Annotated in this window: 12 protein-coding genes; 2 read left to right on the forward strand and 10 right to left on the reverse strand. The window is 43.8% G+C overall.

What is annotated here, in order from left to right; genetic code table 11:
- Positions 1-214: 214 nt before the first annotated feature.
- The 8 genes from SPUTW3181_RS14235 to SPUTW3181_RS14270 form a co-directional block, all read right to left on the reverse strand.
- Positions 215-811: a tyrosine-type recombinase/integrase gene (locus SPUTW3181_RS14235; RefSeq protein ID WP_011790002.1), complete on the reverse strand. Its 597-nt coding sequence runs from the start codon at positions 809-811 to the stop codon at positions 215-217.
- A gap of 238 nt (positions 812-1,049) precedes the next feature.
- Complete coding sequence (locus tag SPUTW3181_RS14240) at positions 1,050-1,724, reverse strand: DUF2982 domain-containing protein (protein ID WP_011790003.1); 675 nt, start codon at positions 1,722-1,724, stop codon at positions 1,050-1,052.
- Positions 1,725-1,727: 3 nt separating this feature from the next.
- Positions 1,728-2,423 carry a YdcF family protein gene (locus tag SPUTW3181_RS14245; protein ID WP_011790004.1) on the reverse strand — a complete coding sequence of 232 codons (696 nt, stop codon included), beginning with the start codon at positions 2,421-2,423 and terminating at the stop codon, positions 1,728-1,730.
- 147 nt (positions 2,424-2,570) lie between these two features.
- Positions 2,571-3,488: a fructokinase gene (gene mak, locus SPUTW3181_RS14250; protein ID WP_011790005.1), complete on the reverse strand. Its 918-nt coding sequence runs from the start codon at positions 3,486-3,488 to the stop codon at positions 2,571-2,573.
- Between the two features lie 72 nt (positions 3,489-3,560).
- Positions 3,561-4,367, reverse strand: a complete 807-nt coding sequence (gene cysQ, locus SPUTW3181_RS14255; RefSeq protein ID WP_014610226.1) for a 3'(2'),5'-bisphosphate nucleotidase CysQ — start codon at positions 4,365-4,367, stop codon at positions 3,561-3,563.
- 108 nt (positions 4,368-4,475) lie between these two features.
- Positions 4,476-5,231, reverse strand: a complete 756-nt coding sequence (locus SPUTW3181_RS14260; RefSeq protein WP_011790007.1) for a phosphatase — start codon at positions 5,229-5,231, stop codon at positions 4,476-4,478.
- Positions 5,232-5,279: 48 nt separating this feature from the next.
- Positions 5,280-8,501, reverse strand: a complete 3,222-nt coding sequence (locus SPUTW3181_RS14265; RefSeq protein ID WP_011790008.1) for a DEAD/DEAH box helicase — start codon at positions 8,499-8,501, stop codon at positions 5,280-5,282.
- A gap of 228 nt (positions 8,502-8,729) precedes the next feature.
- A complete protein-coding gene (locus SPUTW3181_RS14270) occupies positions 8,730-10,553 on the reverse strand; it encodes a DUF885 domain-containing protein (RefSeq protein ID WP_041408225.1) in 1,824 nt (607 codons plus the stop codon).
- Positions 10,554-11,350: 797 nt separating this feature from the next.
- On the opposite strand from SPUTW3181_RS14270, the gene SPUTW3181_RS14275 reads away from it, so the two are divergent.
- Positions 11,351-11,560: a cold-shock protein gene (locus SPUTW3181_RS14275; protein WP_011790010.1), complete on the forward strand. Its 210-nt coding sequence runs from the start codon at positions 11,351-11,353 to the stop codon at positions 11,558-11,560.
- Positions 11,561-11,916: 356 nt separating this feature from the next.
- A complete protein-coding gene (locus SPUTW3181_RS14280; RefSeq protein ID WP_025007455.1) occupies positions 11,917-12,792 on the forward strand; it encodes a GGDEF domain-containing protein in 876 nt (291 codons plus the stop codon).
- Positions 12,793-12,854: 62 nt separating this feature from the next.
- Here the strand turns inward: SPUTW3181_RS14280 and tilS are convergent, their stop codons facing one another.
- Both tilS and dnaE read right to left on the reverse strand, forming a co-directional pair.
- Positions 12,855-14,252 carry a tRNA lysidine(34) synthetase TilS gene (tilS, locus tag SPUTW3181_RS14285; RefSeq protein WP_011790012.1) on the reverse strand — a complete coding sequence of 466 codons (1,398 nt, stop codon included), beginning with the start codon at positions 14,250-14,252 and terminating at the stop codon, positions 12,855-12,857.
- A gap of 59 nt (positions 14,253-14,311) precedes the next feature.
- Positions 14,312-17,785 carry a DNA polymerase III subunit alpha gene (gene dnaE / locus SPUTW3181_RS14290; protein ID WP_011790013.1) on the reverse strand — a complete coding sequence of 1,158 codons (3,474 nt, stop codon included), beginning with the start codon at positions 17,783-17,785 and terminating at the stop codon, positions 14,312-14,314.
- Between the last annotated feature and the right edge of the window lie 40 nt (positions 17,786-17,825).

The raw sequence follows: 17,825 nt of genomic DNA on the forward strand, positions 1-17,825 counted from the left end.
TTCCCTTTAGTCCAACATCCATTTTTGTCAAATTAAAATACAAAAATACATACATAGTTGCAACACATTAAAAACGCGCGATTAATTTAAGTGCTTGCGAATCAATGTTGCGATAAGGCTAACTACAGTAAAATAGGGGAATGTTTTTTGAGGCTGTACCACGTGCGATTAGACCAAGGCAATGGCGCTCAAGTCGGCCACTGCCTTTATCCATTTACACCTCAATGGATTCCGATATGCGCAGTGCATCTTCAATCTCAACACCTAAGTAGCGGACGGTGTTATCTAACTTGACATGACCAAGCAAAATTTGAATGGCTCGAATATCTTTCGTCCTGCGGTAAATCAGCGTGGCTTTGGTTCGGCGCAGTGAATGTGTGCCGTACAACTCACTATTTTGGCCTAACTGACGCGCCCAGTTTTTGACTATCGCGCGGTAATAGCTGTAACTCATCGGTTGATGAGCACACCTTGGGCTGGGAAATAAGTAATCCTCTGCGATGAGTCGCTTTTCAAGTAACCAAGAGGTCAGACAATGTTGGGTTGGTGGCGTAATTTCAAACTGCACTTCACGGTGAGTTTTACGTTGTGTTAAGCGCACGCGCGGATTGATGATGCCTGCTGAGGTAATGTCTTGAACTTTCAAATGCAGTAAGTCACAAGCGCGCAATTTTGAATCAATCGCTAAATTAAGTAACGCTAACTCTGCAATATTATGCTCTAACTCCAAACGAGTACGAATGCGCCAAATCTCTTCCAATTTAAAAGGTCTTTTTTGGCCCATGGGATGACCTTTATTCCAAGCGTCCATACAAACCTCCTCAGGTTGTGATAAATAGACACTTAAATTTTAGGAAATAGTGCTCACAGTTGAACAAATATGGGTTATAAAATCTCATGCATATATGCAATTAAAGTGGTGGGCAAAAATGGAGTGCTGAATTGCTTTGGGGCAAAAGCTTTTAGCTAAACGAACAGCGATAGGGTTAGTGAGGATTGGCATTATTGCACCAGTGACCTTCTCGTTTTAGTAGAGCCCTCAGACCTAACTATGATATCCCCTGTGCAATACGCTGCCTTAACAGTTTAATAAATTCTTTTGGGTCTCGGTCCAAACTGTCGTGGGGAATATAGAGGTGATAGCCTAAATGGGTATCAAGCATAACGCAGCGATGACCAAACATCGCCAGCACACCACGATATCTGTCCCCTTCAATCACTAAAGGACTAAATTCAGTACCAAGGTATGTCTCTAGGGTAGCAAGATCTTCCTGCTGAGAAGCAGCGGTCACTAATAATGGACGTTGCTCAGTCAATAATCCTGTCGCTAAGCGTAGGGATATGTTATCGAGAACCGGATTTAAGTGTTTTAATTTAATGCCTAAATAAGACAGTTCAATGGTGTTGAAACCTTGAGTCACACGAGGAATATCAAGACGCTGAATATTATCCCATGCGATGAACACTTTTCCGCGGCGATGAAAATAACTTAATCCTTTTTCATCTAAGCTTATCGTCGTTTCAGGCTCATAGACCTTCGCTAATCCCAAGATCAGTGCAATCGCCCCTAAACTGAAAAAAACTAGCCCTATTGCAAAAAGTGTTGGGAAAAGGATGAATAACCCAAAGCCTAATATAAGAGAACAGGCGCCTCCCCAAGTGAGCGTTAACCCATTTCGCTTAGATAATGGTCGTACCGATACCACGTCAGACTCTGAGGTCATATTTTATTCCTGTTTTATCCAAAGCCATAAACGGCCAATATATTCGTGGATGGCCCGCTGGGATGACACGAGATTATCGGCAGTCAGTCGCCACCAAAAATCATCTCGCGCCCTAAAATCCGTAGGAGCAGCACTGGCCAATAAGCCTTTTCCAGTGAAAATAGCCATAGCCCTTGGCATATGAGATGCCGATGTGACCAAACGAAAAGATGAATCTCCAAGTTCCCACTTGAGATATTGCGCTTCTTCTAGGGTATCTCTCGCTAGCGGAAATTGAATAATTTTAATTTTATCAACCCCTAACTCCACTGCAGCCTTCGCCATCATTTCTGCATGGGAAATTTGGGTAAGTTCTCCTCCCCAGCCACTGACAATCAAAATACAATCCTGACCAAGCCCTAGCTGACGAATCCCCTCTGATAGTCTGGCTAACGCAACTGCCGATAAGGACTGTACTGCGGTTGCTGCTTGAATATCTGAGTGAGAAGAGCCTAACACCATGACAAAGCATTGACCGCTAATAGGCGCGGAATTAATGGGATAGATTGATTCTAGCGGGCGAACAAGTGTTCTTACGCTTAGTTGGCTACTTAAAAAGAGCAAAAGGATAAAAGCACTCGCCACTAAATATTTCGCCATAGTACGGCGCCAAATAAATAAAGAAACAAGCAATAACAGCAGGATAAAGGGAATAGGCATTATTCCCTGCGAGACCACTTTCTTAACCCAAAACATGAAGATCTATGCCAAATAACCCAAAGAAGCGCAATCATAGCATCAAAAGTGCCATAAACGCATCGCCCAGCATTTAGCTGGACGATGGTATAAATAATCTGTTCGCAGGGATTATTTTTCCCACAACCAAGCGGCGCCTCGGACCCCTGACGAGCAACCATAAAGGTTTTGTAATACTGGTGTACGGCATTCTCGTCCAACCACGTAACGGGTTAGTAGTGCTGGCAATCGAGGATAAATCGCTTCAACATTCGACATGCCACCACCTAGCACTATCGCGTCAGGGTCGAGTAAGTTAATGACATGGGCAAGGGAGCGCGCAAGCCTATCCACATAGCGTTCAAATGCTGCCATCGCAATGATATCGCCTTTATCAACCAGAGCCATAATATCAGCACCCGATTTAGCCAAGGCCCCAGAATCACCCACCGCAATAAGCGCCGCATTGTAGTCACGCACAAAACCAGTTCCAGAGATAAAGGTTTCAATACAATCTGGATTACCACAAAAACAGCGGGTCGTATTGAACTCATCCTTTGTCATCCAAGGTAACGGATTATGGCCCCATTCGCCGCCAATTCCATTTCCACCCGCATGAACCTTACCGTTAATGGCAACACCAGCACCACAACCTGTACCAATGATCACGCCAAAAACCACAGACCTCCCTGCCGCCGCACCATCTATAGCTTCCGATATTGCAAAGCAATTGGCATCATTCGCAACCCTAACCTCACGCTCAAGCAATTCGCCTAAATTCACATCGAGAGGGTGACCATTAATCCATGTCGAATTGGCATTTTTCACTAAACCTGAATAGGGGGAAATCACCCCAGGGATCCCAACGCCAACAGTGCCTTTCTCACCCAGCGTCGCCTCAGCTTCGTAAACTAGATCAGCAATGGCCCTAAGGGTGCCTTGATAGTCACGGGGGGTCGTAATACGTTTACGAAAAAGCTCATTACCTTCTTCACTAAGGGCCACTAATTCTATTTTTGTTCCACCTAAATCCACGCCTATGCGTACCATAACAATGACTCCAGTGTGCCTCTTTTGCCTTATCGAGTTGATATATAACCATCACGCGATTCACCGATCTGGTTATCCTACCCAACCCGGTGCTGTAGCAATAAAATAAGGGTTTAATATTTCCGATTTTTGATTATAAGTTAACGCATCATCTGAGCCGTAACGAACTACTTTACCCCCAGCACTTTCCAGTACGGCCTGCGCCGCAGCCGTATCCCATTCACTGGTTGGGCCTAATCGAGGGTACAAATCGGCGTCACCTTGTGCCAATAGACAAAATTTGAGTGAGCTTCCTACACTGAGCATCTTATGCTCACCTAGCCGCGCTAAATATTCGGCGAGATCTGGACTTAAATGCGAACGACTACCCACGATAATAGGCACATCGCGTTGACAGGTAACCCCAGCAAGGGGCTCCTCAACATCCTTTTTTTGCCGCCATGCGCCTAAATGTTTAGCGCCATAATAAAAGGTATTAAACACGGGGGCATAAACAACACCAGCAATTGCAATCCCTTGATGAATAAGCGCAATATTAACGGTGAACTCACCATTTCGCTTAATAAATTCTTTGGTGCCATCTAAAGGATCAATAAGCCAATAGCATTGCCATTGACGCCGCTCCTCCCATGGAATATCCGAAGCTTCTTCAGACATCACAGGGATACCAGCAAATCGCGCAGTAAGCGCTTGCACAATAATATGATGCGCAGCAACATCTGCCATCGTGATAGGACTATCATCTCCCTTATGGCTGACGACAACATCATCCTGTTCGTAAATCGCCATAATCGCATCACCCGCAGCCTTGGCGATATTAACAACCTCAAGCAAATCTTGCTTTGTGAGTGTCAGTGCAATTGCCCTTTTATCGATCACCACAATATCCTTCATTCCGCAAATATCTTGGCATTATGCCACTGTCATCAATTGAAAATTAAGAATAAATTAATCATTCACCAAGCTAAATCGACTAAGGCGGATGTGTTAAACCGCTTCATCAAATAAAGCCTGTAAATCAGCCACAGTGTGATGACCGCGTTGCGCTAGAAAGCCTAACAATACAGATGGACTACGGTTAAGTAGCTGAGATTTGGGATATCCTGCGGCATCAATGATGGCTAGGGCTCGTTCAAATCCCCCTAAGCTAAAAGCCACATGGGAGTCTGAGCCCATCACAAGAATGGTACCAAACTCCTTCGCCGCTTTTGCAATCGCGGTGCAATTGGCTTCACTGCCCTTACGCGACACTTCAAAGGAAGAGTTATTGATTTCAAGGGCAACACCGTATTCGGCTGCCGCACGAGCAACAGCATCAATATCAATAGGATATGCAGGATTACCTGGGTGGGTAATGATATCGACCTTGCCACTCTTAATGGTATTAATCATGGCTTCGGTATGGGTTGCTTTATCCGAGGGTGGATAGACAGGCTCATGGAATCCCGCAAGCACGATATCAAGCTGCTTTAGATAATCCCCAAAGAAATCAATCTCGCCGTCGATATTTTTAATATTTGCCTCAATACCACGAAGGATCCCAACACCATCAACCATACGCGGCAGCACTCTTAAATTCACAAAATGCCAAAAATGCGGTGCATCTGCCATAGCGGGACCATGATCTGTCGTTGCAAATAGACGGATCCCCTTTTGTTTCGCCACCGCTAAATAGTCATGAATCGTGCTATAGGCATGGGTCGATGCCACGGTATGTGTATGAGTGTCGACTTGGTACTGCATGGTTCACCTCAGTCAAATAATGTAATTATTAAAAGAAACGGGTCCGAATTAGCTAAAAAGCGATAACAGTTCATCGGCACTACCCTGCCATGCCCCTTTGCCTTTCCCTTCAAGAATACTGTCGGCCAAATTTTGCTTATGCTGCTGCATTTCTTGGATTTTTTCCTCAACAGTACCTTCAGCAATTAATTTATACACAAATACTGGCTTATCTTGACCAATACGATGTGCCCTATCTGTGGCTTGCTTTTCTGCGGCAGGGTTCCACCAAGGGTCGTAATGAATAACGGTATCGGCAGCCGTGAGATTTAGCCCTGTTCCCCCGGCCTTTAAACTGATTAAAAACACAGGTGTATCACCGTCTTGAAATCGATCAATTTGCGCTTGACGCCAACGGGTTTGTCCTGTCAGTTTACTGTAATCAATATTTAACGATTGCAGCTCTGCTTCAATCAAGGTCAGCATGCTAGTGAACTGGCTGAATATCAATACCTTACGGCCTTCTTGCACCATCTCAGGCAAGTTTTGCTTAAGCCAATCCAGCTTAGCATTATTCTTTACTTTTTGTGCTTGCTCTAACTTGACTAAACGCGGATCACAGCAGGCCTGACGTAGCTTTAACAGCGCATCTAAAAATTCAATATGGCTACTGTTAACACCTTGGTTTGCAAATAGATCCCGCAGTTTTTTCTCCATGACTAAGCGAATACTCTCATAGAGATTACGCTGATCTTTCTCAAGTTCTAAGATTTGAGCGATTTCGGTTTTCGCCGGTAATTCACTGACGACTTCATCTTTTGTTCTACGCAGCACAAAAGGAGCAATACGCTGGCTCAATGCCTTTGCTTTATCTGTATCGCCATAACGCTCGATACTATGTCTAAAGGATTTGTTAAAAAAGGCATTTGTCCCTAAAAGCCCTGGTAAACAAAAATCCATCAAAGACTTAAGCTCACCTAAGTGATTTTCCAGTGGCGTTCCTGTTAAACATAACTTGAATGGGGAGCGTAACTCTTTAATTATTTGAGTCACTTTTGCTTGGGCATTTTTAATCTGCTGGGCTTCATCTAAGACAATATGTTCAAATATATGCGGCTGATAATATTCGCTATCACGCATCATTAACGGATAGGTCGTTACAACAACATCAAATTCATTTAAGCACTCAAGCAAGGGTTTACGGGCTGCACCATGGATCACCACCAGCTTTAATGAAGGGGCAAACTTAGTCGCCTCTTTGGCCCAGTTACCCACTAAACTCGTGGGACAAATGATTAAACTTGGTGAGGAACTCGCTCCCGTGGACTTAAGCGCTTGCTGTTTGAGTAAAAAGGCCAATGTTTGAATCGTTTTACCGAGTCCCATATCATCGGCCAAAATGCCACCAAGCTGATATTCCTTTAAAAAACAGAGCCAATTTAAACCTTGATGTTGATAATGTCGTAATTCAGCTTGTAATTGCTGAGGTAAATCCACCTCAACGACACCCTGAAATTGATCCAATTTTGCCGCCAGACTTCTCACCCGCTCACCATTTAATAAACGTATTTCACTCTCGACAAAATCATTCAGCAAATGGGCTCGATACTTTGGTAACGCAACACTGTGGCCTTTGTGACTCTCAAATAGTTCTAAAATAATGCTCACCAATGGTTTAATCACACTGGCTTTGACTTTTAACCAATCACCATTTGGGCTTGGGAGTAATAATTCAGCATCATCCGCAGGTTCCCCATGCTGTTTAAGCCAAGTGGCAATCAGGGGCAACATAGGAATACTTTGGCCATCAATATCCGCATTGAGAGATAGGGAAAACCAGCCTTCCTCTGAGTCATCAAGCTCAATAGCAAGAGGAGTATCAATCACATTTAAGCTAAAGTTTTCGGCATAACAGACTTGGTAACCCAAGTCCTCTAAGGCCGGAATACAGAGCTCAATAAACCTTAACCACTTTTTAATGGCTTCAGGTAAATGCCCTAAACTCCAAATACTACTTAGGCTATTGCTATTAGGGAAAAATGAGGGATCAAGTTCAGCAAATTCTAACGCCATCAAACGAGTAATCGCGTCTTTTTCCAACGTGACCTGCCGCATGACTTGGTATGTTTTGCCTCCCTGAGTGACTAAAGATAGCGGCTCATCAATATAACGCCCCCCAAGCACCACATCTTGATAAACATACTCCAGTAATACGAATGGTTGAGCCATCGCATGCTCAGGTAAGTCCTGTGACGTTAGCGTTAACCTTATCTGCAAAGGTGCCTGAAGTTCTACAAAATCAATCGGAAGAGGTGTGGGAACTACTTTGGCGGAGAAATGTTTTATCAGCTTATGACTCACCGTTTCTATCTGTGAACTTGGCACCGGAGGCATATGATTTAACAACATTAACTTATCGATACTAATGTCTGTTTTTACAGCTCCTACCTTAAAGTAATCCAACTCAATATAAGCAGGTGGCGCGGTGGAGATCAGCTCCCAATTGTCCTTATTGGGCAACACCAACTGTATTTGTTTATGCTCACTATCAATATCACTCCAGACAAAAACAGGGCTTACCGCCTCCCCTTGACTCAGAGGAATACGGCTTTCCTCCCAAAAACAACGTTCGGTCGCAAGCATTCTCTCTAACGCGACCGCACCTAACTGCGCTTTTAAATAGAGACGTGAAGCACCGTGGCGACGGGTCGACATAACCAAGTTAAGAATAAGCACATCATCAGAACCGATCCAAGCGGGCATAAAATATTGCACATCGGATAGCGCAACCTTTGACCCTTTGTTGTACCCACCTTTCTTAGCCAATTTGCCACGGCGAAATTCAACAAATACACCATTATCATCCTTCGAAAGCACATAGAGCACACGATCTTCATAAAGCGTATCAACGTCATAAAGTTTAAGATCGTCGGCTTCATCCAGTAAATGTAGCCATTGGGTGATACGTTGATCTTCCACCGTTTTATCACTGAGCAAACTGTAAAGTACGGCGGCAATATGTTTGCAATGCCCCGTTGCAGGACAGGAACAAAAACCGTTCATGATCAGCTTATGGTTAACGCTAACAAGACGGATATCTTGTCGATAAGGAGTACGTTCAGTACCGCTGACCAAACCTTCAATATGGCGAAAATCAGCGTTTGCTTTTACGTTTAATACCCGCCCTTTCATCACATAATCACGGGCTCGCATTAACGTCGGCGGCGTGAATAATGACTCAACGGAGGCTTGAGTCAATTGAATTGGCTCTTGGGGGGATAAACGATTCATCAGCAAAACCTTGAAACTAAAAATACCCGCAGACGGCATCACGCTATTGTCTGCGAGCATTTATCAATGAGTGATTGGGATTGTATTGAAAGCGATTAGCGAAAGCCAGAATCGCACTCGCTTTACGCAAATCACATCATACCTGCAAGCGGTACAAAAAAACCACTTTGCAGGTGTTTCATGAAATAACCAAAGATATAAAGACTTTAAATAACAAACTATTACCAGCTACTTCTTACTTTGTATCTCCGCAATGTATCGATTCACCAGTTTATCCAGAATATCTAAAGGCACAGCGCCATTTTTAAGCACTACATCATGGAAATCTCGTAAATCGAATTTATCACCTAACGCCAACTTAGCCTTTTCCCTTAACTCAAGTATTTTCATCATCCCGACTTTGTAAGCCGTCGCTTGACCCGGCATGACAATGTAACGCTCAATTTCAGCGGTCACATCACGGTCGGACATACCCGTATTTTTCTTCATATAGTCAATGGCTTGCTCACGTGTCCATCGGCTGTGGTGAATACCTGTATCCACGACTAAACGCACGGCCCTAAAGAGTTCTGCCTGCAAACGACCAATATTATCAAAGGGATCTTTCTGGAAGCCCAATTCCCAAGCTAAACGCTCACTATATAACGCCCAACCCTCGATATAGGCCGTAAAAGGCGCCATTTTACGGATAAGTGGCACACCTTCTAACTCCATTGCCACCGCAATTTGGAAATGATGCCCTGGAATACCTTCGTGATATGCCAACGTACGCATACCATATTTGGGTGTTGCCTTAATATCATAGAGATTGGCGTAGAAACGCCCTGGGCGACTACCATCAATCGCAGGTTGCTGATAGTAAGCTCCCGGTGCCGTTTTCTCTTTAAATTCAGGAATACGCACAACCTCCATTCCCGCCTCTGGACGAATACGGAATGCACCATCTAATCCTGCGTTGATCTCATCAAGAATACTTTGATAATCCACTAAAATTTGCGCTCGTCCCGCATCGCTATCTTCATAATAAAACTTAGGATCAGCGGCAAGCGCCTCAATAGCAACCGAGAATCCTTGATCCACATCGTAACCTTCATCGGCCAATATGGTCATAATTTCACTCTGAATACGACTTACCTCCGCTAATCCTTTGGCATGGATCTCATCGGCGCTGTAATTGGTCGTAGTAAAAAACTTCAAAAGCTGTTCGTAGGCTACATCACCATCTGGCAACGCCCAATAACCATCGTTGGTGCCCGCTTTGGTTTGTAATTGAGTAAAATAATCAATAAATAACTGATAGGCAGGATACACAAATTCTTTAATATTGGTTTCGGCCCCAGCGAGTAAACGCTCTTGCTCACCCGCAGCAATATCTGTTTCGGCCAATTTGGTTTTAAAGGAGCTATAAAGAATATTCTCTGATACAGGGGCACGGACAAAGGCATTCATTTCAGTCAATACCCGTTCAATCACAAACTTAGGTGGGACAATACCTTTGTTTTCACGGATTTTTAAACCTTCGAGTGTCTGGCTAAACTTTGTTTTGACTTGTTGTAAACGAGATAAATAATTTTCACCATCTCCCACCGAATTAACTTGGTGCTGTGCCTGCATAAAACTAGGGTAGCCATTCTGCACACCAAATAACTGATTTAATGGATAGTTATGGTAACGATATGGCTCTGACGCTAACGCAAAATCAGCAAGATACAGGGCAATATCCTTAGAAATACGTTGATTATCATCCAAATCATCATCTTGGTAACTCAGCAGTGTTTCCCTAAGTTCACGTACCTTAGTAAAAACTTTATCCAATGCTTCAGGGCTACCATCATCCAATAACGCATTATGCCCTGTCACCCCAAAAGATTCTAAAAAGCCTAACGAAGTTAAGGTTTCAGGACTTTCAAAGGCCATTTTTACAACACTACGGTCTAAAAAAGCGCGAAAGAAAAAGGGCTTTTTGGCATACCATTCATGCGCAGCCAATCCCACTAACAGTAATACTAAAATTAAGCTACCGAGTCCGATTCGTTTCAATACTGTTTTCAATCTTAACGCTCCATTTATCATTAAATTAAAGTGTGGAAAACCGAGAGTCTTATACCAATCGTATTAAATATCTGTTCATTCAGCGGGAGTTCAACGCGCTTTAGACAAGGCGAAGGCTTGAAGGCATAGTGGTGCTCTGTCAAAAGCCTTAAACGCAGTATAAAGCGCGTTGAAACCCGCCCTTCGGGAGCCACACAGGCACCCCACTCCGATGTTGCATTGACTTAAAAGGGAATGACCATTTCTGCGTCAATGCGTCTTGGATTGAGATGCCTGTGAGGCTCTGAACTGATTAGATATTTAATGTGATTGGTATTATAGGCTGGACCAGAATAACATCGACACAATTGAGCAACAATTTAATAACGTAACGAATCATTGCAAATGAATAGCAACTAAAACAAATAGCAACTATAAGCCGAAGCCAATACACCTCATCCATATGTATAAATAATTTTTCAAATCAAAACTCATTGAAATATCAATTATCTATATGAATAATTTGAGTTAAATTATGTTTCACTCCCAATGAGCTTTGAAAGCACGCACAGGGAAATGGCATAAACTAAAAATAAAGCTATACAAAAGGTCAGAGTATGTTAATCTGCACTCCGGCCTGTGATTCAGACCTATTTATAAGCAATATTATGTATTTGAAAACCTTCGCTGCACCCTGTAACTCGTTTGCTGTCATGAAGCTTTCCACTCATAACTTATCATCAATGTAAATAATTCTATTTCTGGCTAAGTTCCCGCATAATTGCGAATTATTTTGTTTGAAAATTTTGGAGACATTCATGTCTAAAACTACTGGTGTAGTTAAATGGTTTAACGAAGAAAAAGGTTTCGGTTTTATTTCTCCTGACAATGGTGGCGCTGACGCATTCGTTCATTTCCGCGCAATCGTTTCAGAAGGCTTTAAAACCCTTGGTGAAGGTCAAAAGGTTTCTTTTGATATCGAACAAGGCCAAAAAGGTCCTCAAGCTGCGAACGTTGTTGTTCTGTAATTAATTCCTATCTCGCAAGGGATAGATTAATCAGATAACAAATTGCAGAAAATGCCGACATTGCGTCGGCATTTTTATTGGTGTTTTATAAAAATATTAGCGAATAGACCTAATCATTCCGTTTCCACAATATCCACAATACGACACAAAATCCCTTCTCCTTATATCCACTCCTCAGCAAACACAGACCAGAGTCGACGACTGTCAAATTGCTGGCATATAAAAAATATAATCTCGAACTTACAACTTAACCAACTGATATAAAATGATAAATCACTCCACAAAAATTACGGCATAAAATTTGCTTTAAATAATAAAAATGTCGTACCGCAATTCAGTTTGCTGGAGTAATAATGATGGACTTTGGTTTAGCAACAGTGTTGTACCCTGAGGAATACGGCTACCAAGCAGATATATACAGTCCAAATGCACCACCGTTGGATTTAGTTCAAGTGCTCCAACAGCTACATGCCAGTTTAGATCCTCGGACAGTCTTTGCCTGCTATGGCAAAATGCTGGAACAATACTTGCCTATTCAAGGAGTACGTCTACTCAGCAATGTGCATAAATTAACTTGGGGTAAACGTTACGGTATCAGTTTAAAACATCAATTGATTTGCAATGGTGTTTCGCTCAACATCCAATATCAATTACTCACGCCACTGACACCGTCACAATCGGCACTTTTACAAGAATTAGAGCCCTTATTACAACAACCACTAGCCAATGCCATCTTGTACCAAGAAATGTCAACGCAGGCGATGTTTGACTCGCTTACAGGCTTAGGTAATCGTCATTACTACAACCAAAGCCTTAAAAAGGCCATTGCTAGGGCCCATCGTAAACAAGGCGTAATATCTTTAGTTGTGTTGGATTTAGACAACTTCAAACAACTCAACGATAAATTTGGCCATAAATGCGGTGACTATATTCTTAAAGAATTTGGTGACGTTATTCGCAACACGATCCGTAATACGGATCAGGCATTTCGCATTGGTGGTGATGAGTTTGTGGTTATCGTTCAAGGAACTATCCAAGCCGCAAGTTTATTATGCGAACGAATAGTCACAGGCACAAATCAGCATCATTGTTTTAATCAGTTTGGGGTAAGTTGTAGTTTAGGTGCAGCAGAGTCTAACGATATTCTAGAGGCTGAACAGTTGTATGAATTAGCCGATAAAGCCTTATATCAAGCTAAGGCATCAGGTCGCAATGGTTATAAACTAGGCTAAAAATAGTTATCTTAATCAATTTAGGGAGCAAATGCAGGGATGCCAAATCACCATAATTAACCTCATTGGTGCTGCAGCAACCCAACAGCCTCATCCTCTACACAAAATGCCTTTTCAATCCAAAGATCGAGTGCCATGACCATCTGCTCGCCATAAAATACAAACCCCACCTGCCCTCGTAACCATGGCGGCACTGCGTATTCCTGCCAAAGTTTTTTAAGTTCACGTCCTTTACTGCGATTGTGGGGATGGCAACGAAGCTGCCCTGGTAATTGATAACGTACACTCACCACAGTATTCAATGGCGGAAGCTTGAGTCTTGGTCCTTGTTGACTTAATCCAAATTGAATATTTTTACCTTGGGGATCTGGGATGACTAAGGTTTCAATATCACCATTGATGAGCATGCTTAGGCTGCTTTCGGAAATATCAATACACTTCTTGGCATATTCAGTTGATGATTTTACATGCTTGGAATAATGCTCAAGATAAAGTTGATTGGCAAAACGGCGCAACGCACAATCGCCCACACGAATAAGCACTTTGGCATCATCTTTTGCATTAAGTAACTGATGAATAATTTGATTAAGTTGCACAAAAGAGGGTAATGCAACCCCCTGCGACTCGATAAATCCACGCAGTAATAGCGCTTGCCAGCTTGGTGTCAAAGAGTCAAATCCATTGAGGTTAAATACCGTCTGTTGGGTAAATTTTGCTTGCGTGAGCCAAGTGGGTAAACGGAGGCTGACCTCTGTATCAATGACAGTTTGTTGCTCAGCGCATAGGAAAGCACTGCGACTCGCTGTTGTGGCAATACTTGACCAACGAGCCTTAAGGCGAGGAATAATGTCTAAACGTAAAAAATTACGATCATACTTGTCATCCTGATTACTTTCATCTTCGATATGCACCAATCCATTAGCACTCGCATAAGCCTCAATATGCTCACGGCTCACATCCAATAAAGGTCGCACTTGAATGCCCTGCATTAACGGCTGGATCTGTCCCATCGCCGCTAATCCTTTTGGGCCTTGACCACGTTTAAGGGCGAGTAGAATCGTCTCGAGTTGATCGTCCTCATGGTGCGCGGTAAGCAGCAGATCATCTGAACCTACATGCTGCTCAATTGCCTGATAACGCATCCTGCGAGCTTCAGCCTCAATACTCATCCTTGGACCCAGCTTCACTTGAACATGCTCAATTATCGTGGGTAGACCATAATGTTGTCCCCGTGTAATGCAATGCTGTGCCCAAGCATCGGCATGTTGACTCAAACCATGGTGCACATAAACAAGTTGATATTGAAGCTCCCCATGCTGTTTAGCATACTTGCTAAGGCAATAGGCAAGGACTTCTGAATCAACACCACCACTGTAAGCCAGCACTAACTTTCTACCCGCTTTCAATTTAAGTGAGTCTAAAAAAACACTGACATGGGTACAGAGATCGGGGACTGACATCCATTATCCTTTGATAATATTGAATAAATCTAAGCATTAAACCAAAAAATGATTATACGTCAAAACACGATCCTAACTTTATTTGGGCCAAGTAAACTTTCAAGGGCGAAGACTAATTCATCAGAAGGGTTAACTCGCCAACTATCAGCAAGTCTAAATTGTCCTTTAGCCAGAGTTTGACTGTAATTAATGAGTACTGGCACAGCACCACTTCGCCAAGGGCTCATGGCTTGTTCAATACTGTCTAAAACCGCAGGAGTTAACTTCTCGGCATCAAGGTCGACTTCAAGCGCCTTAGCAAAATGGCTACGCGCCTCACCAATATCAATAATATTGCGAGCAGTCATCCGATTACCACCAGCAAAATCATCAAAACTTACTTCACCTTCGCAGATAAGGATCCTATCTTTCTCGAGCAAGTGATTAAATTTCTCAAAGGCTTCGGTAAATAACATCACCTCGAGGCGCGCACTCTTGTCATCGAGTGTCAACAATCCCATCTTTGAACCGCGTTTGGTCAGCATCACCCTAGTCGCGACAACTAAACCTGCGGCCTTTACCGTTTTACCACGTTCAGTAGGATGCACATCTTTTAAGCGCCCTGAAGTATAGTACTTAAGTTCTTTAAGATATTGATTAATAGGGTGACCAGTTAAATATAACCCTAAAGTTTCACGCTCTCCCTCAAGCCAAATTTTATCTGGCCATGGGATACATTCCACAAACTGTTGTTTGCTATCTTCCGGCTCACTATTAAGTAGGCCAAACATATCGTGCTGACCAATTGCCTGCGCTTTGGCATGTTGATCGGCGGCGCGCATCGCTTCGGGTAAGGTCGCCATCATCGAAGCGCGATGCGGTCCGAGGGAATCTAAGGCACCCGCGCAGATAAGCTTTTCAATCACACGTTTATTGAGTTTTTTCAGGTCGATACGGGCACAGAAATCGAATAAATCAACAAAGGGGCCATCTTTACGCGCCTCTAAAATCGACTCAACAGGGCCCTCACCCACACCTTTAATGGCACCGATACCATAAACAATTCGCAGATCATCATCGACAGTAAATTTAAATAGCCCTTTGTTCACATCGGGCGGGATCAGAGTGAGCCCCATGCGTTCGCACTCATCAACCAGTGTCACTATCTTGTCGGTGTTATCCATATCCGCGGACATCACCGCCGCCATAAACTGTGAAGGAAAATGGGTTTTCAACCACAAGGTTTGATAGGAAACCAAGGCATAAGCGGCGGAGTGGGATTTGTTAAAACCATAACCAGCAAACTTTTCCACTAAGTCGAAGATTTTCATCGACAACTCACCGTCGACGCCATTTTTAATCGCGCCCTCTTTAAAGATGCTACGCTGTTTAGCCATCTCTTCAGGTTTTTTCTTACCCATGGCACGGCGAAGCATATCGGCGCCGCCCAGAGTGTAGCCAGAAAGCACCTGCGCTATCTGCATGACCTGCTCTTGATACAAGATAATGCCATAGGTAGGTGAGAGTAATTCCTTTAAGGATTCGTGCTGGTATTGGGAATCTGGGTAAGACACTTCCTCGCGGCCATGCTTACGCTCGATAAAGTTATCCACCATGCCCGATTGCAAAGGCCCTGGACGGAACAGGGCGACAAGCGCGATCATATCCTCGAAGCAATCCGGTTGAAGTCGCTTAATCAAATCCTTCATACCGCGGGATTCAAGCTGAAAAACAGCGGTGGTTTCATAACGCTGTAATAATCGAAACGAGGCAGGATCGTCTAAAGGAATTGCCTCGATACGTACAGGAGGGCGGCCATTTTTGACCTCCACTTTGTTGATCATCTCCAGCGCCCAATCGACAATTGTGAGGGTACGTAGCCCCAAGAAGTCAAACTTCACAAGGCCTGCGGTTTCCACATCGTTTTTATCGAATTGTGTTACTGGGTTTTTACCCTCTGCATCACAATAAAGTGGTGCAAAATCGGTAATTTTAGTGGGTGCAATTACCACCCCACCCGCATGCTTACCTGCGTTACGAGTCACGCCCTCAAGTTTACGACACATGTCGATAAGATCTTTAACATCTTCATCGGCGTCGTAGGACTCCTGCAGCGCAGGTTCGACCTCAAAGGCTTTAGCCAGTGTCATCCCTGGCTCAGGGGGAATAAGTTTTGAAATACGGTCAACAAAACCATAGGGATGACCTAGCACGCGGCCAACGTCGCGGATAACCGCTTTTGCGGCCATAGTACCGAAGGTGATGATTTGCGACACCGCTTCACGGCCGTATAACTCGGCCACATGGTCTATCACCTCGTCCCGTCTATCCATACAGAAGTCGACGTCAAAGTCGGGCATAGAAACCCGCTCGGGGTTGAGGAATCGTTCGAACAGCAAGTCAAATTCAAGCGGATCTAAGTCAGTAATTTTAAGAGCATAGGCAACAAGCGAACCTGCGCCCGACCCACGGCCCGGCCCTACAGGAATCCCATTATCCTTACCCCATTGGATAAACTCCATCACGATCAAGAAGTAACCGGGGAAACCCATTTGGTTGATCACTTGCAATTCGATATCTAGGCGCTCATCGTATTCGCCGCGGCGCTCGGCACGAACCTGTGGATCGGGAAATAAAAACGCGAGGCGCTCCTCGAGACCCTTCTTCGAACAATCCACCAAAAAGTCTTCGATGGACATATCGCCCGTAGGGAAGTTAGGCAGAAAATACTCGTATAAACGAATTGTCACATTACAGCGTTTAGCGATTTCAACCGTATTAGAAAGTGCGGCAGGAATGTCAGCAAATAGCTCGCACATTTCCTCTTCACTACGTAAGTATTGCTGCTCACTGTACTTTTTAGGACGGCGGGGATCCGCAAGAGTAAAGCCATCATGGATAGCCACGCGAATTTCGTGGGCGTCGAAATCTTCGGGTTTTAAAAACACGACCTGATTGGTGGCCACAACCGGGAAGCCTTTTTCCTGCGCCAACGCAACGGCCATATGCAAATAACGCTCTTCATCGGGTCGACCCGTGCGGATTAGCTCTAAAAAGTAGCGTTCAGCGAAATGGGTTTGATAAAACTCACAAAGGGATTCAACTTGAGTATTATTCCCCTTAAGTAACGCCTTACCAATATCACCTTCCTTAGCGCCAGAAAGCAATAATATGCCTTCGTTATAGGTCAGTAACCACTCTTGATCGATCACCACTCGACCCGCCACCTGCCCCCGCAAATAGGCTTGGCTGATAATTTGAGTGAGATTTTGATAACCCACGTTGTTCATTGCGATAATGGTTAACGCACAGAATTCACCTTCAAACCCAGGCACTTGCATCCAAAAATCGGCACCAATAATGGGCTTAATCCCCGCACCATGGCAGCCACTGTAAAACTTTACTAATCCACAGAAGTTGTTTTGATCCGTCAAGGCGACCGCAGCCATACCTAACGCCTCAACTTGGGCAAGAATAGGTTTAACTTTGGCTACGCCATCGGACATAGAAAAGTCACTGTGGACACGAAGATGCACAAAACGAGGATCGGACATAATTAGGATTATCTTTGAATTGCAGGTTAACAATAACTAA

This window comes from Shewanella sp. W3-18-1 (genome assembly GCF_000015185.1).
Lineage (GTDB): Bacteria > Pseudomonadota > Gammaproteobacteria > Enterobacterales > Shewanellaceae > Shewanella > Shewanella putrefaciens.